Origin of the sequence: Burkholderia sp. MSHR3999, from assembly GCF_000833595.1 — a bacterium.
GTDB classification, from domain to species: Bacteria; Pseudomonadota; Gammaproteobacteria; order Burkholderiales; family Burkholderiaceae; genus Burkholderia; species Burkholderia ubonensis.
Genome location: NZ_JRFO01000007.1, coordinates 2,347,347 through 2,371,570, shown reverse-complemented (window position 1 = coordinate 2,371,570; position 24,224 = coordinate 2,347,347). Strand labels below are relative to the sequence as shown.

Genomic DNA, 24,224 nt, shown 5'->3' with positions numbered 1-24,224 from the left:
ACCGCGCCTCGATGAAAGCCGGATGTAGGTTGTTGCCCGGACACGTATCGGAGTCCGCATGAAGCGCGTGCTTCACGGCGCGCCGCGACTACGCGCGCTGGCCCATCATTGCCGCGATCGCGCCGATCGCGTCGCTGACCAGCACCGCGAGCAGCCCGACGATCATCCCGCCCTGCAGCACGAACGCGGTGTTCGCGGTCTGCAGGCCGGCGATGATCACGTCGCCGAGCCCGCGCGCGGCGACCGTCGAGCCGATCGTCGCGGTGCCGAGGTTGATGACGACCGCGAGGCGGATGCCGTTGACGATCACCGGAAATGCGAGCGGCAGCTCCACGGACTTCAACTGCTGCCAGCCGCTCATGCCCATCCCGCGCGCGGCGTCGACGACGTCGCGCGGCACGTCCTCGATGCCCGCGATCGTGCTCTCGAAAATCGGCAGGAGCCCGTACAGCACGAGCGCGATCAGCACCGGCTTCAGGCCGAAGCCGACCGCGGGCACCGCGAGCGCGAGCACGGCCACCGGCGGGAACGTCTGGCCGATGTTGACGACGCTGCGCGCGACCGGCAGGAAATCCGCGCCCCACGGCCGCGTCACCGCGATGCCCGCGGCGATCGCGAGCAGCGTGCCGATCAGGCTCGATGCGGCGACCGTGCCGAGATGCGCGAGCGTGAGGTCGAGCAGGCTCGCGCGATCGTAGATGACGGGCGCGCCGTTGTCCGCGAACGGCGCGAACAGCGCGTGCAGCCAGGCCGGCCGGAACAGCAGCACGAGCAGCAGCGCGAGCGCGGCCGCGCGTGCGGCGGCGGGCGCGAGTTGGCGCGGAGCGATTGCCGCGGGCCGCATCGTCATCCGGGCCGCCTCGCGTGCGCGCGGATCGCGTCGAGCGTGATGCGGCGCGCGCCGAGGCCGGCACCGGCCGCGTGCGGGGACGGGTTCCCGTCGTCGTCTGCGACCGGCAGCGCGTCGACGCCGCGCCACAGCAGCTCCGAGATCGCGTCGCGCAGCGTGCGGGTCGCGGCGATCGGCGGACCGTTTGCGACGCCGGGCTCGGCCACGTCGCCGACCGGCGTCAGCGCGAGCAGGCGCAGCGGCCGGTCGACGCCCGCGACGAGCTGCTCGACGACGCCCGCCGCCGGCCGGCCGAGGATCTCGGCGGGCGGCGCGACCTGCAGCAGGCGGCCGCCGTCCATCACCGCGATCGTGTCGCCGAGCTTCAGCGCTTCCTCGATGTCGTGCGTGACGAGCACGACCGTGATGCCGAGCCGCCGCTGCAGCGCGAGCAGGTCGTCCTGCGCCTTGCCGCGGATGATCGGATCGAGCGCGCCGAACGGCTCGTCCATCAGCAGCATCGCCGGTTCGGCCGCGAGCGCGCGCGCGACGCCGACGCGCTGCTGCTGGCCGCCCGACAGCTCGTGCGGCAGCTTGCCCGCGAATTCGTCGGGCGCGAGATTGAAGAGCGCGAGCAGTTCGCGCACGCGCGCGTCGATGCGCGCGGCGTCCCAGCCGAGCAGGCGCGGCACGGTCGCGATGTTGCGCGCGACGCTCCAGTGCGGAAACAGCCCGTGGCCCTGGATCACGTAGCCGATGCGCCGCCGCAGCTGCTCGGGCGGCACGCTCGCCGTATCGACGCCGTCGATGCGAACCGTGCCCGTGCCCGGCGCGATCAGCCGGTTGATCATCCGCAGCAGCGTCGACTTGCCGCTGCCCGATGCGCCGACGAGCGCGGTGATCGTGCCGCGCTGCATCGTCAGCGACACGTCGTCGACGGCGACGACATCGCCGAAGCGCTTGCCGAGGCGTTCGATCTCGATCATCCGGTGCGTCCCCCCGCGAGCGCGGTCGCGGCTTCGAACACGACGGCGGCGACCAGCGCGAGCGCGATCGTCGGGATCGCGCCGAGCAGCACGAGATCGGCGGCCGACTGCCCGATGCCCTGGAAGATGAAGGTGCCGAAGCCGCCGCCGCCGATCAGCGCGGCGACCGCGGTCAGGCCGATGTTCTGCACGAGCACGATGCGCACGCCGCTCAGGATCACCGGCAGCGCGAGCACGAGGTCGACCTGCAGCAGGCGCTGCGCGGCCGTCATGCCCATCGCGCGCGCCGCTTCCGTCACCTGCGCCGGCACCTGCGCGAGCCCGACCGCGACGCTCGACGCGATCGGCAGCAGCGAATACAGGAACAGCGCGAGCACGGCCGGCGCGACGCCGATCCCGCGCACGCCGAGCGCGGCCGCGAGCGGCACGTGCGCGGCGAGCATGCCGAGCGGCGCCATCATCAGCCCGTACATCGCGATGCTCGGCACCGTCTGCACGACGTTGAGGACCGGCAGCAGCGCCGCGCGCACGGCCGCGACGCGCGCGCACGCGATGCCGAGCGGCAGCCCCGCGACGAAGGCGGCCGCGACCGAGCCGCCGGCCAGCGCGACGTGCCGCACGGCCTCGCGCCAGAAATCGTCGCCGCGCACCGCGTATTCGCGCATCACGGACAGGCCGTCCCACCAGCCGGTCGACAGCGGCAGCGCGAGCGCCGCGGCGGCGACGGCCAGCGCGGCGAGCCGCCGCCACGGCCCGAACGCGAGCCGCGCGAGCGCGTCGGCGACCAGCACGGCCCACGCGAACAGCAGCAGCCAGATGCCGGCGGCCGGCGACACGCGCGCGAGCGCGTCTTCCGGCGCGACCAGATGCGCCGCGGCCGCGCCGGCCGCGTAGCCGAGCGTCGCGAGCAGGCCGCAGCCCGCGGCGAGGCGCGATGCGGGCCGGCTCGTCGTCATCGTCCACAGCGCGGCCGCGATCCACAGCGCGGCGAGCGCGGCGGCCTGCGCGGCCGGCAGCGCGCCGAACACCGGCAAGCCGGCGCCCGCCGCGATCCGGTTCGGCCGCAGCACGACGAACGGCGCGAACAGCACCGCGCCGATCGTCAGCGCGCCGGTGAGGACGCCGACCTTGTCGATCGCGATGCGTCGCGCGCGGGCCGCCGCGCGCGCCGTCATTTGACGAAGCCCTTCGCTTTCAGGTATTGCGCGGCGACGCCCGCGGCCGGCTCGCCGTTGATCTGGATGCGGCTGTTGAGCGTTTGCAGCGTCTTCAGATCGAGGCTCGCGAACACCGGCTTCAGGTAGTCGGCGATCTGCGGATGCGCCTTCAGCACCGTTTCGCGAATCACCGGCGCCGGCGCGTAGACGGGCTGCACGTGCTTGTCGTCGTCGAGCACCGCGAGGCCGCTCGCCGCGATCCCGCCGTCGGTGCCGTAGACCATCGCCGCGTTCACGCCGTCGGTCTGGTTCGCGGCGGCCTTGATGGTGGCCGCCGTGTCGCCGCCGGACAGCACGACGAGCTGGTCCGGCTTCAGCTTGAAGCCGTACGCCTTCTCGAACGACGGCAGCGCGGACGCGCTGTTGACGAATTCGGCCGACGCCGCGAGCTTCACCTTGCCGCCGCCGGCCACCCACTTGCCGAAATCGGAGAACGTTTTCAGGCGCTGCGCCTGCGCAAGCGGTGCGAGCACCGCGACGCCCCACGTATTGTTGGCGGGCGACGGCGTCAGCCAGACGAGGTGGTTGGCCGCGTAGTCGAGCTTCTTCGCGGCGTCGTAGCCCTGGCTCGCGTTCTTCCACACCGGGTCGTCGGCCTTGTTGAAGAAGAACGCGGCGTTGCCGGTGTACTCGGGATAGATGTCGATCTCGCCGCTGACGAGCGCCTTGCGCACGATCGGCGTCGCGCCGAGCGCGATCTTTTCGGTGACGGGAATGCCGTGCGCCTTCAGCACCTGGACGATCAGGTTGCCGAGCAGGTTGCCTTCGGTATCGATCTTCGACGACACCACGACGGCGTCGGCGGCGTGCGCCGCGGGCGCCGCAAGGGCGGCGGCGACGGCGAGGCCCAGTATCCGGGCGGGCAGGGCATGCTTCATCGGGGCCAACCTCCTGCGAATGACGAGAAAGGGACGTACGCCGAAACTTACTTGACCGGGCCTGCTTTGGCAAACCGCCCGACCCGTTGCGCGTGCGGGTTATCCCGCGCGTGGCCCGACGTCTTGCTATACACTGCCACGCATCCCTGCCGATGCGGAATTCCATCATGAAGCCCGAGCTGCTGGTCCTGATCCCGTTGCGCGACGACGCGCATCGCGAGATTGCCGCGTCGTTCGACGTGCACGATGCGCCGAGCCGCGACGCGCGCGAACGCGCGATCGCGGAACACGGCGGCGCGATCCGCGCGGTGCTGACCAACGGCAGCACGGGCCTCACCGCCGCCGAGATCGACCGGATGCCCGCATTGACCCTGGTCGGCTCGCTCGGCGCGGGCTACGAGCACATCGACGTCGCGCATGCGAAGGCGCGCGGCGTGGTGGTCGTGACCGGCGCGGGCACCAACGACGACTGCGTCGCCGATCACGCGTTCGCGCTGCTGCTGGCGGCCGTGCGCAGGATCGTGCGGCTCGACGGCGCGACCCGTGCGGGCGTCTGGCGCGACGCGTTGCCGATGCCGCCGAACGTGTCCGGCAGGAAGCTCGGCATCGTCGGGCTCGGCAGGATCGGCGAGAAGATCGCACGCCGCGCGGCCGGCTTCGATCTCGAGATCGGCTATCACAACCGCGCGCCGAAGGATGGCGCGCCGTATCGCTATTTCGACCGGCTCGACGCGCTGGCGCGCTGGGCGGACTTCCTGGTCGTCGCGACGCCGGGCGGCGCGCTCACCCGGCACCTGATCGGCCGCGACGTGCTCGACGCGCTCGGCCCGGACGGCTTTCTCGTCAACGTGTCGCGCGGCAGCGTCGTCGATACCGCTGCTCTGGCAGAGGCGCTGCGCGAAGGCCGGCTCGCGGGCGCGGGGCTCGACGTGTACGAAGGCGAGCCCGATCCGCCGCGCGCGCTGGTCGGGCTCGACAACGTCGTGCTGACGCCGCACCTGGGCGGCTGGTCACCCGAAGCGCTCGATCGCTCGGTGCGGCAGTTTCTGGACAACGCGGCGCGGCATTTCGCCGGCGAGCCCGTGCTGACGCCGCTCTGATCTGAACGGGCCACGCTTTTTCCGTCAACGAAGGAACCACGATGTCCACGTATTTCGCAGAAGTCGAATGGCAGGCGGGACCGGACGAGAAGTTCACCGACAACCGCTACAGCCGCCGGCACGAATGGCGTTTCGACGGCGGCGTGACGGTGCCCGCGTCGAGCTCGCCGCATGTGGTGCGGACGCCGTTCTCGGACCCCGCCGCGGTCGATCCCGAGGAGGCGTACGTCGCGGCGCTGTCGAGCTGCCACATGCTGTGGTTTCTGTCGATCGCCGCGCAGCGGCGCTTCGTCGTCCTGCGCTATCGCGACGCGGCGGAGGGCACGATGGCGAAGAACGACGCGGGCAAGGAGGTGGTGACGCGCGTCGTGCTGAAGCCAGCCGTGACGTTCGGCGGCGAGCGCGCGCCGACGGACGACGAGGTGAAGGCGCTGCATCACGCCGCGCACGAAGCGTGCTTTCTCGCGAACTCGGTGCGCACGGTGATCGATGTCGAAGGGACGTGGGAGCATCGCGGGGCGCGGTGAGCGACGCATGCAGGGGAAATTTCCGCAGAGAGCGCACCGTGCCGACCTTTCGCGCTCCGCTTCTGCGTGCCCGGCAAGCGCCGCCCTGAATTGCCGCAAGCCTGCGCGCCGTTCCCGGGCGGCTCAACGAGAGGCCGGTCTCCGATCGGGGAAACTGCCACCGCAGCATGCTGCCGCAGTGGGCCGATGCGCATCCTGCGAGAAGTCCGGCCTCCTTGATGGGTTATCGACTGCTTTCACCTCACGCCGCGCGATCCGTTGCGTCCGTGCCCGTCTTCTTTCCTTCCAGCCGCAGGTAGGTGTCGGACGCAACCAGCCCGAACACGACATGACTGAAGAGACTTGCCCAGTTTCGGACGTCGGCAAACCAGGGGAACCACCGCGTCATCCCGTAGAAGTTGATCACGTACAGCGCGGCGCCAAAGACGGCTCCCACCAGCGAAGCCATCCCGACGCTGGAATCCAGGCTGAACGGTGCGATGATCGCCGCGAGGATCACGGCGAAGAGGATGGACAGCGCGAAATCAACCACCAGCGCCACTAGCATCACGTCCGGTTCGAACATGGCGGGATGCGCTAGCGTATTCCGCCCGGTGACGATTGCCGCGATCATTCTTGGCGCGTCCCACAGGCTTCGTCCCGCCACTTGCATGGCAAGCATTTCAATCGCGAGAAAAACCACGCCTGCCACGCACCCGCCGATGACGGCTGCGCGCCAGTCCGGCATGCGTCGCGCGAAATGATGCGAATGCATGTGAAGTTCCATGGCGACCTCCTTGAAAACTGCACACCACCGATCCTGCCTCGGTCAATCGGGACGGTCTGCCGCGCCGGCTACCATCGCTTCGGGCCACCACCGGTCCGACGATCTTGTGCTTCGATGCGGCCAATCCGTCCGATCAATGTCGGCGCATCCGCGCCGTTTCGCGCCGAACCGTCGACCAGGCGCCGGCAGCGCGCTCGGAGAGCGTGTGGCAGGCGCGCGCCATCGGCGGCCAGACCTCGTGGGCGACCTGGGTTGTCTTGCTTTGGAAACGCTCGAACAGGGCGGACAGGTTCGAACGCAAATGGAAGTTGCCCATCATCTTTCCTCCGACGCAGCAAGGAAGGAAATGGGCTTGCGCGCTCCAGTTCGCTTGCCATGCCGCGAGCAAACAAATCGAAACACGAACTATGCGACCCTCAACGGAAGGCGTACTGCCTGAGCAGGATGTAATTTAGTTTCCCTGATCGAAAACTTCAAGATCGAGCGTGGCGATTCGGTACCGAATTCCACGATGCCCTCCGGTCGAGCGCCGCTTGCTCGCGATGACGGCAATTGCCTGAGGATTTTCAAGGGTGGAATTCCAGAAGGGGTGCCTGCCGATCACCGTCGCGACCGGCGCTGCGAGCGCTTCCGCGTGAGCGGAAGCGGCCGGCTCGCTACGCGACGCATCGAATGCGTCAGTCGTGCTTCGGAGAGTGCTGCGGAGACGGCAGCGTTTCGAAGTCCGAATGCAGGCTCGCCATCGCGCGCGTGCGGACCTGCGGGTCCGGATTGTCCAGGGCCGTCTGGAGATCGCGCGCGGGCCCGACGGTCATCGAAGCCGCGGCGTTGAGCGCCGAGCCGAACGCAGTGACCGCGCCGTCACGGAGTTCGCCGCGCCGGGCGTGTTCGAGCGCGTCCTTGCCGAACGACAGGCTTTCGGCCATATGGGCGCTGGTGTGCGTCTGCTTGCCCTTGGAGATGCCTTCGAGATTGTCCAGCACGCTGGCCTGCGACTGCTCCGTGATGCCGAGCCCGTTGTTCCCCAGCACGGTGCTGACCGCTTGCACGGCCGCCGAATAGTACGTCGCGTTCGATTGCTCCGCATATTTTCCTGCTTCGGTCGTCACGTTCTCGCGGCGGCCAAGCGGCGTCGACTGACCGCCGCGACTCTGCAGCGCGCCCAGCGGCCCGCCGACCGGCGCTCGGGTATTCGACTGCGGGGTCGACCGCGACTCGTCGCTCGACGAGGAAGGCGTGGACGAGGTGTTCAGTGGAGCGGTGCTGCTGCCGGTGATTTTGGGAGGCATGGTCGGTACCTTCGATCAAGAGGAGTAAAGGGCGTCGGGCACGGTGGCGCTCGACACGGGGATGATGCGCGCCGCGGCAGGGCGTGATGGCCGGGGGCGCGAAGCGAGCGGCGCGAACGCGAAACGTCCGGCCGCACATCGTTCGCTCACCGCCGCTGCAGCACCGTGCGCATCGCCGCCACGTCGTCGGGCGCACGCTCGCCCGACGCTGCCTGCTCCGCATACTTCCGGCCCGCGTCCGTCGCACGGGCGCGCGACGTCGCCGCATCGTTCGCGAGGCCGATCTCGATGCGCCGCACGATCAGGCTTTCGATCGCGACGCGCGCCTCGCCGTCGCGCATGCCGAGATCGCACAGCAGGTTGTATGCGTCGACGAGGTCGGCATCGTTGCCGATCGCGCCGCGCAGCGCGCGCTTCTTCTGCGACGTCGACGCGTTCTTCACATGAATGCCCGCATAAAACGCATGCAGCTTCGCAGGGCCGTCGCCGGCGAAGCGATCGATGCTGCGGTCGATGATCGTCAACGCGTGTTTGGCCGTCAGTTCGGCCATGTCGTTCTTGTTCGCCGTCGATTTCTTCTCGTTGACCCAGCGTCCCGGAAAAACCTTGCCGAAGCGCTGGCGATTGGCCTCGATCCGGCCGTTGTCCTTCAGCACCGCATGAATGCCCTCGATCGCTTCGTCGGGCGTCGCGTCGCTGATGGCACGCGCATCGAACGTCATGCGGTTGCGCAGTGCATTGCGGTCGATCTCGCGCGCCTTGTCGTCGCGCATCCGCTGCTTCAGGCCGCGCACGCCCTTGGCGATGTCGAGCGCGTTCAGCAGCGCGAGCGCGAAGCCCGCCTGTTTCGCCCCGACGGCGGCCGCGCTCGCCGGCGCGGCCGCGAGCCCGTGCGTGCCGGCGATCAGCGCCGCGCCCGACGCGATGCCGAGCGCGTTGCGCACGAGCTCGCAGGCGGCCCGGTTCATCCGCTTGCCGGCGACTTCGTGGCGGATATATATCGTCAGCAGCACGTCCTTCGCGTGCGCGCTTTCCGCCGCGAGCTGCGGATCGTCGCTCGCCGCGAGCTTCATCACCTTGTCGAGGTGGTAGTCGAGCTTGCCGTTGCGATCGCGCGCGAGGATCAGCCGGTCGAGCCGGCGCACATTGCTGTCGATGGCCGCCGCGCGGAACGCCGCGACGTCGCGGTCGCGCATCGCCGACAACTGCCGGTCGTAGCGCCGGCGCTTGCGCCACGACGCGAACAGCGCATGGCCGTTCATGCCGGCGCCGGCCGTCTCGTGCGCGAGGCCCGACGCGAGCCCGCCGATCGCGAGGCCGGTGGCGACGTCGCCGTGCCGACCGGCAGCGGCGGCGTTGAACAGCGACGCGAGCGGGCGGATGCCGTTCGTCTCGGCGAGCGTGAAGCCCGGCTTGCTGCGGTCGTAGGCCTGGCCGGGCTGGCGCTCGGGGTGCGGCGCGCGGAATTCGTCCGTGGCCGGCGGGGGCGGCGGTTCGGTCTGCGGGAGCGCGGCCGGCGGCGTCGGCGGCGGCGGGGGAGAGGGAGGCTCGCCGCCGAGACTGCCGAGCGACAGCGGCTCGCCGAGCGATAGCGGCGGCAATCGGGGCGGCAATCGGGGCGGTCCGTCGTTTCGGATCCGATCGACCGTTTCGCGCGCGCTGCGCAACTGGCCGTGCGAGAACGCGCCGAGCGAGCGCCTTGGCTGCCGATCCGGCCGGTTGGACGACGGGGCCGACGCGCTCCGATCCGGATCGGCGACGGTGGACGACTGCGTTGACTGCCGAATCGATTTCAACATGACGACGTGCCTCCTGAGTGGACCGGTGCAGGCAAAACGACATCAGCGACGCCGCGCGCGATGCCCGCTAATGACCGGCAAGCTGTTTAACCTGCTGCGCGAGTCCCGCCAGCGAAATCTGCCCGCGCATCTCGCTGACGAAACTCCCCGCCAGCACCGCGACGATCAGCACCGCGATCGCGCCCTTGAGCGGCTGGCTGACCGACATCAGGTCGAGCTTCTGCGCCGATCGCGAGACGAACGCGAGGCCCAGGTCGACGAGCAGCAGCATCGCCATCATCGGCGTCGCGATCCGCGCGACCATGTTCATCAGCATGTCGATCCGCGCTTGCGCGAACAGCTCGAGCAGCGGCGCGGGAACCGGGTCGAACGATCCGAGCGGCCACCACGCATACGATTCGTACAGCGCGCCGAGCAGGAACGTCATGCCGCCGAGCATCCAGAACGACGCGATCGTCAGTTGCCCGAACAGTGTCGCCATCAGCGACGTCTGCGTGCCCGAACTCGGGTTCTGCATCTGCACGTTGTTGAAGCCGGCGAGGTCGTCGACGTAGGTGCCGATCGCCTCGGCGGCCCAGAACACGGTCGACGCCGCGATGCCGAGCACGAGCCCGATCACGGCCTCCTTCGCGCACGTGATCATGAGAAACGCGCCGTGAAGCTGCGGCATCAGCGCCTGTTGCCCGCCCGCGACGAACAGGCACCACACCGCGGCCGCGCCGCTGCGCATCGGGCCTTTCATCACGTTGTCGGCGGTCGCGGGCAGGATTGTCATGATCACGAGCAGCCGCTCGCTCGACAGCGCGAGCAGCACGATGAAGCTGATGAATTCGTCGCCCAGGTGCTGCAGTGGAAAGATGTCGTAGGTGCTCATGCGTCCGTCTCGTTGGATGCCCGCCCGGCCGCGAGCCGGCGTGCGAGCACGCCTTCCTCGATTTCCTCGTCCTGCGCGTCTTCGGCGGCCGCCTCGGCCGCGCGCGCGAGCCGGCCGATCCGCTCGCGCACGACGTCGATCTGCGCGTCGTTGCGCGCGATCCGGCGCGCGCTCGCCGCGAGCTGGTCGAGCTTCGCCTGCAGCGCCGCGCGCAGCCGCGCGCATTGCGCGCTCGCGAGCGCGTGCTCGTCGAGCAGCGCGTCGCGATAGCGGCGGCACGCCGTGTAGTCGCCGATCAGGAACGGCGCCTGGCCCGCCGCCATCGCGTCGACGCGCGCCGCATAGCGATTCGCCGCATCGAGCTTCGCGTGCGCATGCGCTTCGCCCTGCGCGAGCTCGGCCGCCGCCGCGTCGCGTTCGGCGCGCAGCACACCCTGCTCCGCGCGCAGCTTCGCGCCGCGCTGCTCGCGCCGCGCGAGCAGCGTCTCGAAGGCGCGCTGTTTGCGGCTCTTCACTGGACGAGCGCGTGCAGCGCGGCGAGCGTCGCGTCGGGCGGCGAGTACTCGTCGGTGCGCTGGTTGAGGAACGCGCGAATCCGGTCGATCTTCGCGACCGCCTCGTCGGCCGCCGGGTCGCTGCCCGCCTGGTATTCGCCGAGCTGCAGCAGCGTCTCGATCTCGCGATGCTTCGCGAGCAGCTGGCGCAGCCGGCCGGCCGCGCCGACGTGCTCGCGCGTCGCGACCTGCGGCATGATCCGCGACAGGCTGCCGAGCACGTCGATCGCCGGATACTGGTTGCGCGCGGCGATCTCGCGCGACAGGATGATGTGGCCGTCGAGAATGCCGCGCACTTCCTCGGCGATCGGGTCGCTGCCGGAGTCGTCCTCGGCGAGCACCGTGTAGAGCGCGGTGATCGAACCCTGCTCGCCCATCCCGGTGCGCTCGAGCAGGCGCGGCAGCTCGGCGAACACGGAAGGCGGGAAGCCGCGCCGCGCGGGCGGCTCGCCGGCCGCGAGGCCGATCTCGCGGCCGGCGCGCGCGAAGCGCGTCAGCGAATCCATCATCAGCAGCACGCACTTGCCCTGGTCGCGGAAATACTCGGCGATCGCGGTGGCGGCGTACGCGGCCTTCGCGCGCTCGATCGACGAGCGGTCGGAGGTCGCGCACACGACGACCGAGCGCGCCATGCCGTCCTCGCCCATGATCAGCTCGACGAACTCGCGCACTTCGCGGCCGCGCTCGCCGATCAGCGCGATCACGTTGACGTCGCACGACGCGCCGCGCGCGAACATGCCGAGCAGCGTGCTCTTGCCGACGCCGGCGGGCGCGAAGATCCCCATCCGCTGGCCTTCGCCGAGCGTGATCAGGCCGTCGACGATCCGCACGCCGGTCGCGAGCGGCGCGTCGACCATCCGCCGCGACATCGGGTTCGGCGGCGGCGCGAGCACGGGGCGCAGCGCGTCGTAGTCGAGCGGGCCGCGCCCGTCGATCGGCTCGCCGAAGCTGTCGATCACGCGCCCGAGGATGCCGTTGCCGACCTTCACCGACAGCGGTCGCCGCAAGCCGATCACGCGCGTGCCGCGATTGATCTCGCCGAGCGTGCCGAACGGCGACAGCAGCGCGACGTTGCGCGTGAAGCCGACCACTTCCGCATGCTGGAGCAGCGCGCCCGACGCGCTGCGCAGCTCGCACAGCTCGCCGAGCGTCGCTTCGAGGCCGACGACGCGCACGAGCGTGCCGATCACCTCGAGCACCTTGCCGGTCATGCCGACGGCGGGCTCGATCGCGAGCCGCGCGGCCATCGCGTCGGCGACGCGGGACAGGTCGGTCAGCGCGTTCATGGGCGGCTCGCGTCGTCGAGCGCGCGGGCGAGCGCCGCGCGGATCGCGTTCAGTTGCGTGTCGAGGCTCGCGTCGACGGTGCCGAAATCGGATTCGCACACGCAGGTGCCGCGCGCGACGCGCGGCTCGACCACGACGTCGACGGGCACATTGCGTCCCTGCCGGCGCCATGCGTCGGCGAGCAGCCCGAACTGCTCGCGCGCGGCGTCGTAATCGGCGTCGCACACGCGCACCGTCAGATAGCTCGCACCGGCGACGACGCGCTCGACCGTTTCCGCCGCGCGCGCGAACAGCCCGCGCGCGTCCTCCGCGCGCACCATCTGCTGGACGGCCGCGGCGACGAGCTCCGCGAGCCGCTCGCGCATCCGGTCGCGCACGCGCCGCTCCTGCTCGAACGAATCGGCAGCCTGCGCGTGCCAGTCGGCGATCGCCTGCGCGCGGCCGGCGTCGTAGCCGCGCGCGTACGCGCTGTCGTGCTCGCGCTGCGCGGCCGCGACGAGCGCGCCGGCCCGCGTGCGCGCGTCGGCGGCGATCCGTTCGGCGTCGTCGCGGGCCGCGCGCAGCACGGCGTCGCGTTCCGCCGCGAGCGCGTCGAGCGCGGCGTCGAGCGCTTCGACCGTCTCGAACGCGTCGCGGCGCAGCACGCCGTGCGGCGCGTCGATGCAGAGATCGTCGGCGAGCGGAATCCGCCGGTTCTTCAGCCAAAAAGCCATGACCACTCCGGAAACAGCGACGGCAGGCGCGCGAGCAGCGTCGCGCCGTCCGCGTCCGCCGCCGCGCGTTCGATCCACGGCGCGCGCGCGGCGTCGCGCGGCAGCGCGAGGCGCACGATGCGCATCGGCCCCGCCGGCGACCAGGCCCGCTCGCGCTCGAACAGGCGCCAGCCTTCCCATGCGAGGTCGTCGCCGCAGCGTTGCGCGAGCGGCACGGGCGGCTCGCGGTGCTCGAGGTCGCGCGCGCGCGGCGCGTCGGGCAGCGCCGAGAGTGCGGCGAGCGCGCGGCAGCCGTCGGCGCCGACCCAGCCGGCGAGCCGCATCCGGCTCGCGCGGTCGATCCAGTGGCGCAGCTCGGTGCGCCGGAACAGCAGCGCCCGCACGCGCAACAGCCGCAGCGTGTCGGCGACGGGCAGCGCGGCGAGTCGGTCCGCGGGCGCATCGAAGCCGTCGAGCGACGGCGACGGCGCTCCGAGCGTGCGCAACAGCAGCAGCGAGCATGCGGCGCGCAGCGCGGGCGCATGGTCCTGCATCGTCGCGACGAGCGGCGCGAGCGCGCCGTGCCAGCTCGCGTGAACCCAGTCGGCCGCGCGTCGCGCGTTCGCGTCGTAGCCGGCGAGCCATGCGGCCCGCGCCGAGACGCTCGCGACGCTGGCGACGCTCGCGGCCGGCGCGCCGCCGCTCATCGCGCGCCAGCCTGCTGAGGCGCGGCCGCGGCGTTCGCGCTGCCGCCGCCAACGCCGCCGCGCAGCCGCGCGGCGAGGCCGCCCGCGCCGCCGTGCTTGCGCGCGCGCCACCACAGCGCGCCGCCCGCCGCCGCGAGCGCGACGCACGCGAAGAGCGCGACCAGCACGCCGACGAGCGTCGCGCCGCCGGACTTCTGCGCGGGGGGCTGCGCGGCCGACACGAGATCGACCGGATCGGCGGCGACCGACGTGACGCTCACTTCGTCGTAGGTCAGCCCTTCGACGCTGTGGACGACGAGGTTCTTGATCTGCGGCGTGAGCGTCGCGAGGTTCGCGTTCGGCCGGTACTTGATGAACACCGACGCCGACGACGGCTTCGCGACCTGCGCGAGCGGATCGTTGTTCGGCAGCACGATGTGCACGCGCGCGACGACGACGCCGTCGATCTTCGACAGCGTGTCCGACAGCTCCTGCGACACGCCGTAGATGAACCGCACGCGCTCCTCGGTCGGCGTCGACACGAGGCCGTCCTTCTTGAACAGCGCGCCGAGATCGTCGTAGCGGGTCGCGGGCAGCCCGCGCGCGCGCAGCACTTCCATCGCCTTGACGATCTGCTTGTCGTCGACGGCGAGCGTCCACGTCTTGCCGCCGTCGGGCGTCTTCTTTTGCGCGTCGACGCCGTTCTGCAGCAGCGCGGCCATCATCTCGTTGCAGTCGCGCTCGGCGAGGCCGCCGTACAGCTCCTGCTGGCAGCCGGCGACGAGCACGGCGCTCGCGAGTAGCGCGGCGAGCCGGGCCGTGCGGCGGCCGCCACGGAGGAAGTGAGGAAGATGGAGTCGTTCCATGGCTACTGGTTCTTCATCAGCGAGCCGATCGCGTCCTTCGTCGACGTGACGACGCCCATCTTCGCCTGCAGGTCGATCTGCATCGCGGTCGCCTCGGCCGACGCCTGGATCGACGCCGCGAACATTTCGTTCATCGACAGGTCGTCCGCGTGCTGGCTCAGGTACGCAGCGTTGTCGAGCGTTTGCCTGATCGCGGCGTCCGACGTCTCGACGAGCTTCGAGATCGCGCTGCCTTCCTGCGCGTGCGAGACGGGCGGCGTCGGTGTCGCGTTAGCCATCAGCGCCTGGAAACGGCCGGCGACGTCGGGCGAAACGTCGGGCGGGACATGGCTCGTGGCGCCGGCGGGCGCCGCCGCCGCGTCGGAGAACGCGACGTCGAGCGCGCGGGTCAGGTCGATCGGGGAAAGCGGGGCATTCATGCGCGCCTCCTCGTCAAAGACGCAGATACTGCTGATGCGCGAACGCGGCCTGCGCATCGAAGCCGCCCGCCGGGTTCGCGGGCGCTGCGTTCGCTCCCTCGGCCCCGTCGGTCGCATCGCCGTTCGCCGCCGCGGCCGATTCGGGCAGTTCCCACACGCCCGTGCGATCCGCGTGCTCCTTCGCGAGCAGCACGTCGTGCTGCCGCTCGAGCGCGCGCACCAGTGCGACCGCCTGCGCCGGGCTGCCGGCCGCGAGCACCTCGTCGGCGGCGATCCGCCATTCCGGATCGCGCTTGAGCTGCAGCGCGAACGCGAGCAGCGCCTTGCCGTAGATCGCGTTCGTCCTGCCGTTCGCGATCTCCGCGAACACGCGCACCGCGTCGTCGAAGTTGCCGAGCGCGACGTGCAGCATGCCGTCGAACATGTCGGCGGCGGGCAGTTGTGGCGCGAGCACGCGCAGCGCGTCGATCAGCAGGCCGATGTCGTAGGGATCGGCGGCCGGGCCGTCGAGCGCGCCGCCGAGCGCGAGGCTCGCCGCGTCGATCAGTTCGTTCAGCGCCGCTTGGCTGCATCGCAGATAGGTCGGCCGGGATTCGTCCATGGTGTGCGCTCCGTGTCGCCGCGCGAGCGGCGCATGTCGTTGAGGGAAAGGCGTATGGAGCGCAAGGTAGCAGCGCGCCGCGCCCGCCCGGCCATCGATGCGAAGCGCGCGCGTGCGATGCGAAGCGTCCTGCGCGCTTCGCGCCCGACGGCGCGGCTTCGGGTCGGCGCACGCCTGAGGCGCCGCGCGCCGCTAACGTACGCGCCATCTCCTACTCTCGACAGGAACGGCGGCGATGGCCGAAGAGAAAACCGAAGAGCCCACCGAGAAAAAGCTGAAGAAGGTGCGCGAGAAGGGGCAGGTCGCAAAGAGCAAGGACGTCGCGGACGCGGTGACGCTGGCGGCCGTGATCGGCGTGATGACGGCCGGCGAATCGATGCTGACGGGCGGGCTGACGCGCTCGATCCGCACCGCGCTCGACTTCGCGCAGGGCGAGCGCACGCCGCAGGCGACGCTCGCCGCGCTGCACGACCTCGCCGCGAGCGCCGCGCTGACGATGCTGCCGTTCGTCGTCGCCGCGATCGTCGCGGGCATCGTGTCGCAGGCGCCGCAGGCGGGCTTCATGATCACGCTCGAGCCCGTGATGCCGAAGTTCGACGCACTCAATCCGATGAACGGCATCAAGCGGATCTTCTCGCTGAAGTCGCTGCTCGAGCTCGTGAAGATGATCGTCAAGGCGGTCGTGCTCGCATGCGTGATCTGGAAGATGATGACGTCGCTGTTCCCGCTCGTCGTCGCGAGCGTGTACGAGCCGACGCCGCAGCTGTCGCGCGTGCTGTGGACCGTGCTGATGAAGCTGCTCGGCGTCGTCGTGCTGGTCGTGGTGGTGTTCGCGGCGGCCGACTACAAGCTCGCGCGCGTGATGTTCATCCGCGACAACCGGATGACGAAGGAAGAGACGAAGCGCGAGCACAAGGAGAGCGAAGGCGATCCGCACACGAAGGGCGAGCGCCGCCGGCTCGCGCGCGAGATCGCGACGAGCGCGCCGCCGCGCCAGAAGGTCGGGCAGGCGAACGTGCTCGTCGTCAACCCGACGCACTACGCGGTCGCGATCCGCTACGCGCCCGACGAGCATCCGCTGCCGCGGGTGATCGAGAAGGCCGTCGACGACGGCGCGCTCGCGCTGCGCCGCCACGCGCACGCGCTCGGCGTGCCGATCGTCGGCAACCCGCCCGTCGCGCGGGCGCTGTACCGCGTCGAGCGCGACGCGGCGATTCCCGAAGAACTGTTCGAAACGGTGGCCGCGATCCTGCGCTGGGTCGAATCGGTCGCGGGCGCCCGCGCCGATGCCGCCGCCGTTCCCTCCGCGAGGTCGTCATGACGCTGAAAACCCTCAAGTTACCCGCCGGCGGCGAGGTCGGCATCACGGTGCTGGTCGTCGCGATCGTGTCGCTGATGATCCTGCCGCTGCCGCCCGAAGTGATCGACGTGCTGCTCGGCTTCAACATCGCGATCAGCGTCACGCTGCTGATGGTGACGATGTACGTCGGCAGCATCGTGTCGCTGTCGGTGTTTCCGTCGATCCTGCTGTTCACGACGCTGTACCGGCTGTCGCTGAACATCGCGTCGACGAAGTCGATCCTGCTGCACGCGAACGCGGGCGACATCATCGAGAGCTTCGGCGAGCTGGTCGTCGGCGGCAATCTCGTCGTCGGCCTCGTCGTGTTCCTGATCATCACGATCGTGCAGTTCATCGTGATCGCGAAGGGCTCGGAGCGCGTCGCCGAAGTCGGCGCGCGCTTCACGCTCGACGCGATGCCCGGCAAGCAGATGAGCATCGACGCGGACCTGCGCGCGAACATCCTGACGCCCGACGAGGCGCGCCGCAAGCGCGCGACGCTCGCGAAGGAGAGCCAGCTGCACGGCGGGATGGACGGCGCGATGAAGTTCGTGAAGGGCGACGCGATCGCGGGGCTCATCATCACGCTCGTCAACATCGTCGCGGGCATCGCGATTGGCGTGATGTACCACGGGATGACGGCGGGGGAAGCCGCGAACCGCTTCTCGATCCTGTCGGTCGGCGACGCGATGGTGTCGCAGATTCCGTCGCTGCTGATCTCGGTCGCTGCGGGCGTGATGATCACGCGCGTCGCCGACGATCACGACGAAGGCGAAGGCACGTCGCTCGGCGCCGAGATCGCGAAGCAGCTGGGCGGCAGCCATCGCGCGCTGTATTTCGCGGCGGTGCTGCTGGTCGGCTTCGCCGCGGTGCCGGGCTTTCCGGCGGCGCTGTTCGTGCTGCTGTCGGCGACGCTCGCGTTCGCCGGCTACCGGCTGCAGAAGGGCGCGCGCCGCACGGCCGCGCGCGGCGAGCCGGTGATCGCGCTGCAACGCGCCGGCGCGAAGAGCAGCACGCCGTCGATCCTGCCGCGCGCGCCGCTGTTCACGTGCGCGATCGGCGTGCGGGTGTCGCCGGATCTCGTCGCGCGGCTCGCGCCCGCCGCGCTCGATCGCGCGTTCGACGAGGAGCGCGCGAAGCTGCAGGAGGAGCAGGGGCTGCCGTTTCCCGGCATCACGCTGTGGACGAGCGACGCGCTGCCCGAAGCGACGTGCGAGATCCTGATGCGCGACGTGCCGCAGGCGCGGCTCGAATTGCCCGCCGGCCAGACGATGCTGCCCGACGCGGCGTCGGACCCGGCGCTCGCCGGCCGCTGCACGAAGCGCGGGCCCGCGGGCGGCCTCGCCGAGAGCTACTGGATCGACGACAAGGCGGTGCCTGCCGGCGCGCGCGCATGGCAGGCCGGGCAGGTGATCGCGCACGAGACGATCGCGCTGCTCAGGCGCAACGCGCACCTGTTCCTCGGCATCCAGGAGACGCAGTGGATTCTCGACCAGCTCGGCCTCGACTATCCGGGGCTCGTCGCCGAGGTGCAGAAGGCGCTGCCGACGCAGCGCATCGCCGACGTGCTGCGCCGCCTGCTCGAGGAGCACATCCCGATCCGCAATGCGCGCGACATCATGGAGAGCCTCGTCGCGTGGGGGCCGAAGGAGAAGGACATGCTGATGCTCGCCGAATACGTGCGCGGCGACCTGTCGCGCTATCTCGCGTATCGCGCGTCGCGCGGCGCACGGCAGCTGCCGGCCGTGCTGCTCGACCTGCCCGTGGAGCAGCACATCCGGCAGTCGATCAAGCAGACGCCCGCCGGCAACTTCCTCGCGCTGCCGCCCGAGCAGGTCCGCTATCTGGTCGACAGCGTCGCGTCGTTCGTCGGCGAGACGCCGCGCGACGGCGTCGTGCTCGTCACGTCGATGGACGTGCGCCGCTACACGCGGCGGATGATCGAGGCGCGGCTCGGCTGGCTGCCCGTCTATTCGTACCAGGAGCTCGGCGACCAGGTCGAATTGCAGCCGATCGGCCGCGTGACGATGCCGACGGCGGCCCACGCATGAGCGCCGCCGACCTGAGGCCCGTGCGGATCATCGCGGGCGAGCCGGTGGCCGAAACGGGCGGCGCGTCGGCGGCGCGCGCGGCCCGGCGCGGCTTCGACTACGCGCAATTGATGCGGCGCTCGCGCGTCGCGCCCGCCGGCGAGCGTGCATCGGCGGACGACGAGCGGCGGCGCGACGCGTCGCTGCCGTGGCGCGACGGCGCGCTGCCGTCGTTCGAGCGCGATTCGGCCGCACTGCCGGACGCGGTCGGGCGCGAGGCGATGGCGCGCGCGTGCGCGGGCTCCGATGCGTTCGTCAACCAGGTGTTCGCGCAGCGCGAGCGAATGGTGCGCGTCGCCGAGGCGCTCGCGACCGAGATCGCCGCGCTGTGCGGCGGCGACGCCGCAGGCCAGTGGGAGATCCGCCTGCCGCTCGACGCCGCGCTGCTGCCGGACACGGTGCTGCACCTCGTTCTTTCGCGTTTCGACTTGCGGCTTCGGTTCGAAACGCCGGACGCGGCGACGCGGCACTTACTCTGCACCCATGGCGCGACGCTGCACGCGCGACTCGACACGCTGCTCGCGCATCACGGCGCGCCGCGCACGATCGAGATCGACGTCGACTGAGCGCGCGCGCAATCGAACCCGCAACCGATCCCGACCAGCCGCGACGATGGATACCGAGCCGATCGAACTGGAACCCGACACCGCCGCGCCGCGCGGCATCGATGCCGCACTGCCGCTGCCCGCGTGCAGCGCGTTCGACGCGGCGCTTGCGCGCATCGTCGCCGACGCGCGGCTCGCCGCGTGGCTCGCGCGCTTCCCGGCGCTGTCCGGCTGGCGCGCGGCGACGGACGAGCGGCCGCGCTTCGAGCGCCCCGGCGTGCTCGACCTGCGATGGAACGGCGCGACCGCGCGCATCGCGATCGACCTCGCGGCGTTTCCGGCGCTCGACGTCGTCGCAGCGCCCGCGCTCGACGCGCGGGGCGACGCCAGCGTGTCGCTGCGCACGGCGCTCGCGTCGGCGCTGCTCGCGCCGCTCGTCGCCGCGTTCGCGGCGGCGGGGCTCGACGGCGTGACGATCGGCGGGCTGCGCGCCGCGCCTCCTGCGGCGCTCGACGCGACGCGCTGCGTGCTGTCGTTCGCGCTCGACGGCGCGCCGCTGCGCTGCGCGCTGCTCGACGCGTCGATGCCGTGGCTCGACGCGCTCGCGGCGCGATTGCGCGGCGAGCGGCTGCCCGACGCGGCAGGGCAGCTCGCGCGCGTGCGCCTGCCCGGCCGCGTGCGGCTCGGCTCGCGCAGGCTGCCGCTCGCGGTGCTGCGCAGCCTGCGGCCGGGCGACGTGCTGCTGGACCTGGCGCCGGCCGCGCTCGGCGCCGCGCGGGCGGGGCCGCTGCACGCGTGGTGGGGCGCGCGTCGCGCGACGCAATGGCATGCAACCGTTCTGATCGAGGGAACCACGATGACGATGATCGAAGCACCCGACACCGCCGACGATCTCGACGAGCCGATCGTCGCGGGCGACCTGCCGGCCGGCTCACCGGCCGATTCACCCGCCGATGCGCCGGACGACGACGCGCCGGGCGCTGCGCCCGAGCCGGCCGACCTCGGCGACGTCGACCTGCCCGTGCACGTCGAGATCGACACGCTGTCGCTGTCGATCGCCGAGCTGGCCGCGCTGCGGCCGGGCTACGTGCTCGAGCTGCCGCTCGCCGCGCGCGACGTGCCGGTGCGGCTCGTCGCGTACGGCCAGGCGATCGGCGGCGGCCGGCTGGTCGCGGTGGGCGCGCATCTCGGCGTGCGGATCGACCGGATGGCGGGCGACGATGGTTCAGTTTAACGACATCACCGGCCTGCTGATCGCCGTGCTCGTGATGAGCATGGTGCCGTTCATCGCGATGGTGGTCACGTCGTACGCGAAGATCGTCGTCGTGCTCGGCCTGCTGCGCAACGCGCTCGGCGTGCAGCAGGTGCCGCCGAACATGGTGCTGAACGGCATCGCGATCCTCGTGTCGCTGTACATCATGGCGCCGATCGGCTTCGCCGCGCAGCAGCAGCTGCAGGGGCAGGCGCTGTCGCCGCAGCCGACGCAGGCGATGCTGCAGGCGTTCGGCGCGGCGAAGGAGCCGTTCCGCCAGTTCCTCGCCGCGCACTCGCGCGAGCGCGAGAAGCGCTTCTTCCTGCGCTCGGCGTCGGTGGTCTGGCCGAAGGCCGCGGCCGCGCAGCTGCGCGACGACGACCTGATCGTGCTCGCGCCCGCGTTCACGCTCGCGCAGATGACCGACGCGTTCCGCATCGGCTTCATCCTCTACATCGCGTTCATCATCGTCGATCTCGTGATCGCGAACGTGCTGATGTCGATGGGGATGAACCAGGTGCAGCCGACCAACGTCGCGATCCCGTTCAAGCTGATGCTGTTCGTCGTGATGGACGGCTGGTCGACGCTCGTGCACGGGCTCGTGCTGACCTATTCCTGATTCCCGATTTCCCGTTTCGAGGAGGCTCGCCCGATGGAAACCGACGACCTGATCCGGCTCACGTCGCAAGGCATGATGCTGTGTCTCTACATTTCGCTGCCCGTCGTGCTCGTCGCGGCCGCGTCCGGGCTCGCGATCTCGTTCCTGCAGGCGATCACGTCGCTGCAGGAGCAGAGCATCTCGTACGGCGTGAAGCTCGTCGCGGTGACGGTGACCGTCGCGATCGCCGGGCCGTGGGCCGCCGCCGAGATCCTGCATTTCGCGCAGCAGCTGCTGTCCGCGGCGGTGCCGTCATGAGCCGCATCACGCGCGCGATCGCGCAGACCGTCCACGCGGCGAAGCCCGATCCGCGGCGGCGCCGGCCGCTGCGCGCGCGCACCGCGACGACCTACGGCAAGTACGGCACGCGCTTCACGTATTCGAACGGCTTTCAGGCGAACGCGGCCGCCGCGCGCAACCAGATGCTCGCGAAGCTGAAGCCGCGCCCGAAGACGGCCGCGGCGGGCTCGCGCCGGCGGCGGCGCGCCGAGAGCCAGGAGGAATCGTTCGACGGTGGAGATGACGCGGCGGTGTCGCACGCGCACGTCGCGCCGCACGACGAGCACGGCCGGCATTCGGGCGGGCAGGGCGGCGGCAGGCAGCAGCGCGACCAGGACGAACGCGACGACGAAGCTACCGGCGTATCCGCGCTGCCGCGCGTGCGCGCGTCGCGCGCGCGGCCGGCGAACGCCCCCGAGCCCGCGCAGCGCGCGCTGCGCGACATCGCGCAGACCCTCGCGGACGCGGCGCAGCGCGAGCAGGCGCTGCGCCACCTGTGGGCCGACACGCTGCTCCAGCTCGGCCGGCGCATCGACGCGGAGCCCGCCGCGCGCATCACGCCCGCGCTGCTGAATCACAACGCGGACCTGCTCGCCGCGCGTTTGCGCTCCGGCCCGTGGACGCCGATCGGCTGGAGCGGCGTGAAGCAGGTGCTGCTCGACGCGATGCAAAGCGCGGGCGCCGCGCCGCGAGACGCGTCGGCTGCGCGCAGCGAGCGCGCCAGCACGCACTATCTGCTGCTGCCGCTCCTCGTGTTCAACGCGGAACGTCCGTCGACGAACGCGCAGCTCGCACGCGCGATCGCAAGCGTCGGGACGCTGCGCGGCGGCGTGTCGGCCGCATCGCGGCCGCGATCGTGAGCGTCGCGGTGCTTCGCAAACACGGCGATGAATTCGCATGACGAACCAACCGCGAAGCCGCGACGCACTATTCTGGCTGCATGGAAGAACGAAGCGGCCAGCCGATCGCGATCGATTCGATCGATGCCGATGAAACCCGTGACACAACGATAGGGAGCAACCGATGAAGCTGCTGCGAATCCTGACCGGCCTGCACGCCGGCGCGGAAATCGCGCTCGGCGCCGGCGAGCACCGGATCGGCGCGGGCGACGATGCGGCGATTCGCATCACCGACTGGCGCGACGGCGACCTGCTGCTGTCGATCGACGCACAGGGCGCGACGCGCGCGCAGCGCGCGGCGCCGGTGCCGCCCGAGACGGCCGCCGACCCGTTCGACGCGGACGGCTCGCCGCTGCTGATGCAGGACTTCGTGCCGGTGCCGTTCGGCGAGACCGCGTTGTGCGTCGGGCCCGCTCACGGCGCATGGCCGAGCGATCTCGAACTGCTCGCGACGTTGTGGGCGCCGCCGCCCGGCGCCGATGCGGCGCGGCGCGGCGCGCAGCGCAAGCTCGCCGCGTGCGCGGCGGCGGGCGGCGCGCTGGTCGCCGGCCTGCTCGCGATGGGCGCGATGCTCGCGAGCGCGCATCCGAATGCGCCGCCCCCGGTCGAGCACGCCGACGCGCTCGCGACGCGCATCGGCGCGGAGCTGATGCGCGCGGGCTACGCGGAGCTGCATGCGGCGCCGCGCGGCGCGATGGTTGCCGTCACCGGCATGGTGGCGACGCCCGCCGACGACCTCGCCGCGCGCAAGCTGCTCGACCGGCTCGCCGCGCACCGCGTCGAGCGGCAGTACGACGTCGCGCAGGACGACGCGCAGAGCATCGGCGAATCGCTCGGCGCATCGGGCACATCGGGCGCGACGGTCGCGTATGCGGGGCAGGGGCGCTTTCGGGTGTCGGGCGTGGTGCCGGACCTCGCGCGGCTGCGCAAGGCGGTCGAGCGCGTGCGCGCGGACGTCGGGCCGAACGTGCGCGCGATCGAAGTCGATGCGCGCCAGTCCGGCGACGCGCCGGTGCCCGTCGCGTACTCGGGGATGCTCGAGATCGGCGACGTGCGCTACATCGAGACGCCGGACGGCGTGAAGCACGTGTTTGCGGGCGCGCCGGCCGACGGCGCGCCGGACCTCAACTGACAGGAGAAGCAGCATGTACGAAGCATTGGAACAGGCAGCAGATGCATGCGGGCCGCTCGAGCAGGCGCTTGGCGCGCCCGACGCGGCGATGCGGATCGGCGCGCTGCGCCAGGCGCTCGGCGACACGGCCGAGCGGGTGAGCGCGGCCACCGCGCAGGCGGCGAGCGACTTCGATCGCGATGCGATGCAGAAGATCTATCGCGGGCTGCTCGCGGCGCAGCGGATCGTCGCGACGCTGCACGACGCGAACCTCACGGCCGCATAGCGGCCACGGTTTCGCCGCGCAGCGTGCGGCGGCGGGCGGGGCGGCGCGAGCCGTGCCCGACGAGGCCGCACGCTGCGCGGCAAAAAAGCGGCGAGTCGCCCTGTCGGGCGGCGGGCCGGATCTTTGTCAACGCGTGAACGAATCACGCACTTTCTGGAGAGTAATCATGTCGGCATTGGTAGGCGGTGCGCTGGGCGAAATGACCAAGGACACGATGGAAGGCATCGCGTTTTCGAAGGCGGCAACGAAGCTGCAGCAGATGCAGGAAATGACGAAGGCGGAGAACGACGTGAAGAAGCAGGCCACGAAGATGGTCGCCGACGCGTCGAAGCCGGCGCAGTAATCCGGCAGCCGTTCGGCATCGAGTTGGGCGGCCGGCGCGCGAGCGCCGGCTGT

At 71.2% G+C, this 24,224-nt stretch carries 27 protein-coding genes and 1 pseudogene; 12 read left to right on the top strand and 16 right to left on the bottom strand.

What is annotated here, in order from left to right; genetic code table 11:
* Positions 1–88: 88 nt before the first annotated feature.
* From KY49_RS33800 to osmF, 4 genes are read right to left on the bottom strand one after another with little or no spacing between them, the layout of a single operon-like run.
* The gene (locus KY49_RS33800) at positions 89–850 is read right to left on the bottom strand and encodes an ABC transporter permease (RefSeq protein ID WP_042588570.1); all 762 of its coding nucleotides are present in this window, start codon (positions 848–850) and stop codon (positions 89–91) included.
* Positions 847–1,815 (bottom strand): ABC transporter ATP-binding protein, encoded by a 969-nt coding sequence (locus KY49_RS33795; RefSeq protein ID WP_042588569.1) that lies wholly within the window; start codon positions 1,813–1,815, stop codon positions 847–849. The genes KY49_RS33800 and KY49_RS33795 overlap by 4 nt, the downstream gene beginning before the upstream one ends.
* Entirely contained in the window at positions 1,812–2,990 is a 1,179-nt protein-coding gene (locus KY49_RS33790; protein ID WP_042588568.1) for an ABC transporter permease, read from the bottom strand. The genes KY49_RS33795 and KY49_RS33790 overlap by 4 nt, the downstream gene beginning before the upstream one ends.
* Complete coding sequence (gene osmF / locus KY49_RS33785) at positions 2,987–3,910, bottom strand: glycine betaine ABC transporter substrate-binding protein OsmF (RefSeq protein WP_042588567.1); 924 nt, start codon at positions 3,908–3,910, stop codon at positions 2,987–2,989. The genes KY49_RS33790 and osmF overlap by 4 nt, the downstream gene beginning before the upstream one ends.
* 167 nt (positions 3,911–4,077) lie before the next feature.
* On the opposite strand from osmF, the gene KY49_RS33780 reads away from it, so the two are divergent.
* Both KY49_RS33780 and KY49_RS33775 read left to right on the top strand, forming a co-directional pair.
* Positions 4,078–5,010, top strand: a complete 933-nt coding sequence (locus KY49_RS33780; RefSeq protein ID WP_042588566.1) for a 2-hydroxyacid dehydrogenase — start codon at positions 4,078–4,080, stop codon at positions 5,008–5,010.
* Positions 5,011–5,051: 41 nt separating this feature from the next.
* The gene (locus KY49_RS33775) at positions 5,052–5,537 is read left to right on the top strand and encodes an OsmC family protein (RefSeq protein WP_042588565.1); all 486 of its coding nucleotides are present in this window, start codon (positions 5,052–5,054) and stop codon (positions 5,535–5,537) included.
* 241 nt (positions 5,538–5,778) lie between these two features.
* Here the strand turns inward: KY49_RS33775 and KY49_RS33770 are convergent, their stop codons facing one another.
* The 12 genes and pseudogenes from KY49_RS33770 to KY49_RS33715 all read right to left on the bottom strand — a co-directional run bounded on the left by KY49_RS33770 (position 5,779) and on the right by KY49_RS33715 (position 15,369).
* Positions 5,779–6,303: a membrane protein gene (locus tag KY49_RS33770; RefSeq protein WP_042588564.1), complete on the bottom strand. Its 525-nt coding sequence runs from the start codon at positions 6,301–6,303 to the stop codon at positions 5,779–5,781.
* Positions 6,304–6,436: 133 nt separating this feature from the next.
* Complete coding sequence (locus KY49_RS33765) at positions 6,437–6,622, bottom strand: hypothetical protein (protein WP_045563914.1); 186 nt, start codon at positions 6,620–6,622, stop codon at positions 6,437–6,439.
* 358 nt (positions 6,623–6,980) lie between these two features.
* Complete coding sequence (locus KY49_RS33760; protein ID WP_231636620.1) at positions 6,981–7,592, bottom strand: hypothetical protein; 612 nt, start codon at positions 7,590–7,592, stop codon at positions 6,981–6,983.
* A gap of 146 nt (positions 7,593–7,738) precedes the next feature.
* Positions 7,739–9,391, bottom strand: a complete 1,653-nt coding sequence (locus tag KY49_RS33755) for a hypothetical protein (RefSeq protein WP_042588562.1) — start codon at positions 9,389–9,391, stop codon at positions 7,739–7,741.
* A 76-nt stretch (positions 9,392–9,467) separates the two neighbouring features.
* Positions 9,468–10,265: pseudogene (sctT, locus tag KY49_RS33750) on the bottom strand (type III secretion system export apparatus subunit SctT); the annotation flags it as partial.
* Positions 10,262–10,780, bottom strand: a complete 519-nt coding sequence (locus tag KY49_RS33745; protein ID WP_042588560.1) for a type III secretion protein HrpB7 — start codon at positions 10,778–10,780, stop codon at positions 10,262–10,264. The pseudogene sctT and the gene KY49_RS33745, both read right to left, overlap by 4 nt.
* Entirely contained in the window at positions 10,777–12,105 is a 1,329-nt protein-coding gene (gene sctN / locus KY49_RS33740; RefSeq protein ID WP_042588559.1) for a type III secretion system ATPase SctN, read from the bottom strand. Before sctN ends, KY49_RS33745 begins: the two co-directional genes overlap by 4 nt.
* Positions 12,102–12,818: a type III secretion system stator protein SctL gene (gene sctL / locus KY49_RS33735; protein WP_042588558.1), complete on the bottom strand. Its 717-nt coding sequence runs from the start codon at positions 12,816–12,818 to the stop codon at positions 12,102–12,104. The genes sctN and sctL overlap by 4 nt, the downstream gene beginning before the upstream one ends.
* Positions 12,803–13,504 carry a type III secretion protein HrpB4 gene (locus KY49_RS33730; protein WP_042588557.1) on the bottom strand — a complete coding sequence of 234 codons (702 nt, stop codon included), beginning with the start codon at positions 13,502–13,504 and terminating at the stop codon, positions 12,803–12,805. Before KY49_RS33730 ends, sctL begins: the two co-directional genes overlap by 16 nt.
* A complete protein-coding gene (sctJ, locus tag KY49_RS33725) occupies positions 13,501–14,349 on the bottom strand; it encodes a type III secretion system inner membrane ring lipoprotein SctJ (protein WP_042588556.1) in 849 nt (282 codons plus the stop codon). Before sctJ ends, KY49_RS33730 begins: the two co-directional genes overlap by 4 nt.
* Before the next feature lie 2 nt (positions 14,350–14,351).
* Complete coding sequence (locus KY49_RS33720) at positions 14,352–14,768, bottom strand: type III secretion protein HrpB2 (protein WP_042588555.1); 417 nt, start codon at positions 14,766–14,768, stop codon at positions 14,352–14,354.
* Between the two features lie 13 nt (positions 14,769–14,781).
* Entirely contained in the window at positions 14,782–15,369 is a 588-nt protein-coding gene (locus KY49_RS33715) for an HrpB1 family type III secretion system apparatus protein (protein WP_042588554.1), read from the bottom strand.
* A gap of 235 nt (positions 15,370–15,604) precedes the next feature.
* Between KY49_RS33715 and sctU the strand changes: the two genes are divergently transcribed.
* The 10 genes from sctU to KY49_RS38370 all read left to right on the top strand — a co-directional run bounded on the left by sctU (position 15,605) and on the right by KY49_RS38370 (position 24,171).
* Positions 15,605–16,690: a type III secretion system export apparatus subunit SctU gene (gene sctU, locus KY49_RS33710; RefSeq protein ID WP_042588553.1), complete on the top strand. Its 1,086-nt coding sequence runs from the start codon at positions 15,605–15,607 to the stop codon at positions 16,688–16,690.
* Entirely contained in the window at positions 16,687–18,759 is a 2,073-nt protein-coding gene (sctV, locus tag KY49_RS33705) for a type III secretion system export apparatus subunit SctV (protein WP_042588552.1), read from the top strand. Before sctU ends, sctV begins: the two co-directional genes overlap by 4 nt.
* Entirely contained in the window at positions 18,756–19,364 is a 609-nt protein-coding gene (gene sctP, locus KY49_RS33700; RefSeq protein ID WP_042588551.1) for a type III secretion system protein SctP, read from the top strand. The genes sctV and sctP overlap by 4 nt, the downstream gene beginning before the upstream one ends.
* A 46-nt stretch (positions 19,365–19,410) precedes the next feature.
* Complete coding sequence (gene sctQ, locus KY49_RS33695) at positions 19,411–20,577, top strand: type III secretion system cytoplasmic ring protein SctQ (protein WP_042588550.1); 1,167 nt, start codon at positions 19,411–19,413, stop codon at positions 20,575–20,577.
* Positions 20,564–21,214 (top strand): type III secretion system export apparatus subunit SctR, encoded by a 651-nt coding sequence (sctR, locus tag KY49_RS33690; RefSeq protein WP_042588549.1) that lies wholly within the window; start codon positions 20,564–20,566, stop codon positions 21,212–21,214. Before sctQ ends, sctR begins: the two co-directional genes overlap by 14 nt.
* Positions 21,215–21,247: 33 nt before the next feature.
* On the top strand, positions 21,248–21,511 hold the full coding sequence (gene sctS / locus KY49_RS33685) for a type III secretion system export apparatus subunit SctS (protein ID WP_010089251.1): 264 nt from the start codon (positions 21,248–21,250) through the stop codon (positions 21,509–21,511).
* On the top strand, positions 21,508–22,392 hold the full coding sequence (locus KY49_RS33680; RefSeq protein ID WP_042588548.1) for a hypothetical protein: 885 nt from the start codon (positions 21,508–21,510) through the stop codon (positions 22,390–22,392). The genes sctS and KY49_RS33680 overlap by 4 nt, the downstream gene beginning before the upstream one ends.
* A gap of 163 nt (positions 22,393–22,555) precedes the next feature.
* A complete protein-coding gene (gene hrpD5 / locus KY49_RS33675) occupies positions 22,556–23,563 on the top strand; it encodes an HrpD5 family protein (RefSeq protein ID WP_042588547.1) in 1,008 nt (335 codons plus the stop codon).
* Positions 23,564–23,576: 13 nt separating this feature from the next.
* A complete protein-coding gene (locus KY49_RS33670) occupies positions 23,577–23,828 on the top strand; it encodes a hypothetical protein (RefSeq protein ID WP_042588546.1) in 252 nt (83 codons plus the stop codon).
* A gap of 166 nt (positions 23,829–23,994) precedes the next feature.
* Entirely contained in the window at positions 23,995–24,171 is a 177-nt protein-coding gene (locus tag KY49_RS38370; protein ID WP_088500849.1) for a hypothetical protein, read from the top strand.
* Positions 24,172–24,224: the final 53 nt, after the last annotated feature.

Excerpts from the sequence above, each read along its gene's own strand:
- KY49_RS33800 (WP_042588570.1), bottom strand. The coding sequence starts at position 850 with ATGACGATGCGGCCCGCGGCAATCGCTCCGCGCCAACTCGCGCCCGCC.
- KY49_RS33795 (WP_042588569.1), bottom strand. The coding sequence starts at position 1,815 with ATGATCGAGATCGAACGCCTCGGCAAGCGCTTCGGCGATGTCGTCGCC.
- KY49_RS33790 (WP_042588568.1), bottom strand. The coding sequence starts at position 2,990 with ATGACGGCGCGCGCGGCGGCCCGCGCGCGACGCATCGCGATCGACAAG.
- osmF (WP_042588567.1), bottom strand. The coding sequence starts at position 3,910 with ATGAAGCATGCCCTGCCCGCCCGGATACTGGGCCTCGCCGTCGCCGCC.
- KY49_RS33780 (WP_042588566.1), top strand. The coding sequence starts at position 4,078 with ATGAAGCCCGAGCTGCTGGTCCTGATCCCGTTGCGCGACGACGCGCAT.
- KY49_RS33775 (WP_042588565.1), top strand. The coding sequence starts at position 5,052 with ATGTCCACGTATTTCGCAGAAGTCGAATGGCAGGCGGGACCGGACGAG.
- KY49_RS33770 (WP_042588564.1), bottom strand. The coding sequence starts at position 6,303 with ATGGAACTTCACATGCATTCGCATCATTTCGCGCGACGCATGCCGGAC.
- KY49_RS33765 (WP_045563914.1), bottom strand. The coding sequence starts at position 6,622 with ATGATGGGCAACTTCCATTTGCGTTCGAACCTGTCCGCCCTGTTCGAG.
- KY49_RS33760 (WP_231636620.1), bottom strand. The coding sequence starts at position 7,592 with ATGCCTCCCAAAATCACCGGCAGCAGCACCGCTCCACTGAACACCTCG.
- KY49_RS33755 (WP_042588562.1), bottom strand. The coding sequence starts at position 9,391 with ATGTTGAAATCGATTCGGCAGTCAACGCAGTCGTCCACCGTCGCCGAT.
- sctN (WP_042588559.1), bottom strand. The coding sequence starts at position 12,105 with ATGAACGCGCTGACCGACCTGTCCCGCGTCGCCGACGCGATGGCCGCG.
- sctL (WP_042588558.1), bottom strand. The coding sequence starts at position 12,818 with ATGGCTTTTTGGCTGAAGAACCGGCGGATTCCGCTCGCCGACGATCTC.
- KY49_RS33730 (WP_042588557.1), bottom strand. The coding sequence starts at position 13,504 with ATGAGCGGCGGCGCGCCGGCCGCGAGCGTCGCCAGCGTCGCGAGCGTC.
- sctJ (WP_042588556.1), bottom strand. The coding sequence starts at position 14,349 with ATGGAACGACTCCATCTTCCTCACTTCCTCCGTGGCGGCCGCCGCACG.
- KY49_RS33720 (WP_042588555.1), bottom strand. The coding sequence starts at position 14,768 with ATGAATGCCCCGCTTTCCCCGATCGACCTGACCCGCGCGCTCGACGTC.
- KY49_RS33715 (WP_042588554.1), bottom strand. The coding sequence starts at position 15,369 with ATGGACGAATCCCGGCCGACCTATCTGCGATGCAGCCAAGCGGCGCTG.
- sctU (WP_042588553.1), top strand. The coding sequence starts at position 15,605 with ATGGCCGAAGAGAAAACCGAAGAGCCCACCGAGAAAAAGCTGAAGAAG.
- sctV (WP_042588552.1), top strand. The coding sequence starts at position 16,687 with ATGACGCTGAAAACCCTCAAGTTACCCGCCGGCGGCGAGGTCGGCATC.
- sctP (WP_042588551.1), top strand. The coding sequence starts at position 18,756 with ATGAGCGCCGCCGACCTGAGGCCCGTGCGGATCATCGCGGGCGAGCCG.
- sctQ (WP_042588550.1), top strand. The coding sequence starts at position 19,411 with ATGGATACCGAGCCGATCGAACTGGAACCCGACACCGCCGCGCCGCGC.
- sctR (WP_042588549.1), top strand. The coding sequence starts at position 20,564 with ATGGTTCAGTTTAACGACATCACCGGCCTGCTGATCGCCGTGCTCGTG.
- sctS (WP_010089251.1), top strand. The coding sequence starts at position 21,248 with ATGGAAACCGACGACCTGATCCGGCTCACGTCGCAAGGCATGATGCTG.
- KY49_RS33680 (WP_042588548.1), top strand. The coding sequence starts at position 21,508 with ATGAGCCGCATCACGCGCGCGATCGCGCAGACCGTCCACGCGGCGAAG.
- hrpD5 (WP_042588547.1), top strand. The coding sequence starts at position 22,556 with ATGAAGCTGCTGCGAATCCTGACCGGCCTGCACGCCGGCGCGGAAATC.
- KY49_RS33670 (WP_042588546.1), top strand. The coding sequence starts at position 23,577 with ATGTACGAAGCATTGGAACAGGCAGCAGATGCATGCGGGCCGCTCGAG.
- KY49_RS38370 (WP_088500849.1), top strand. The coding sequence starts at position 23,995 with ATGTCGGCATTGGTAGGCGGTGCGCTGGGCGAAATGACCAAGGACACG.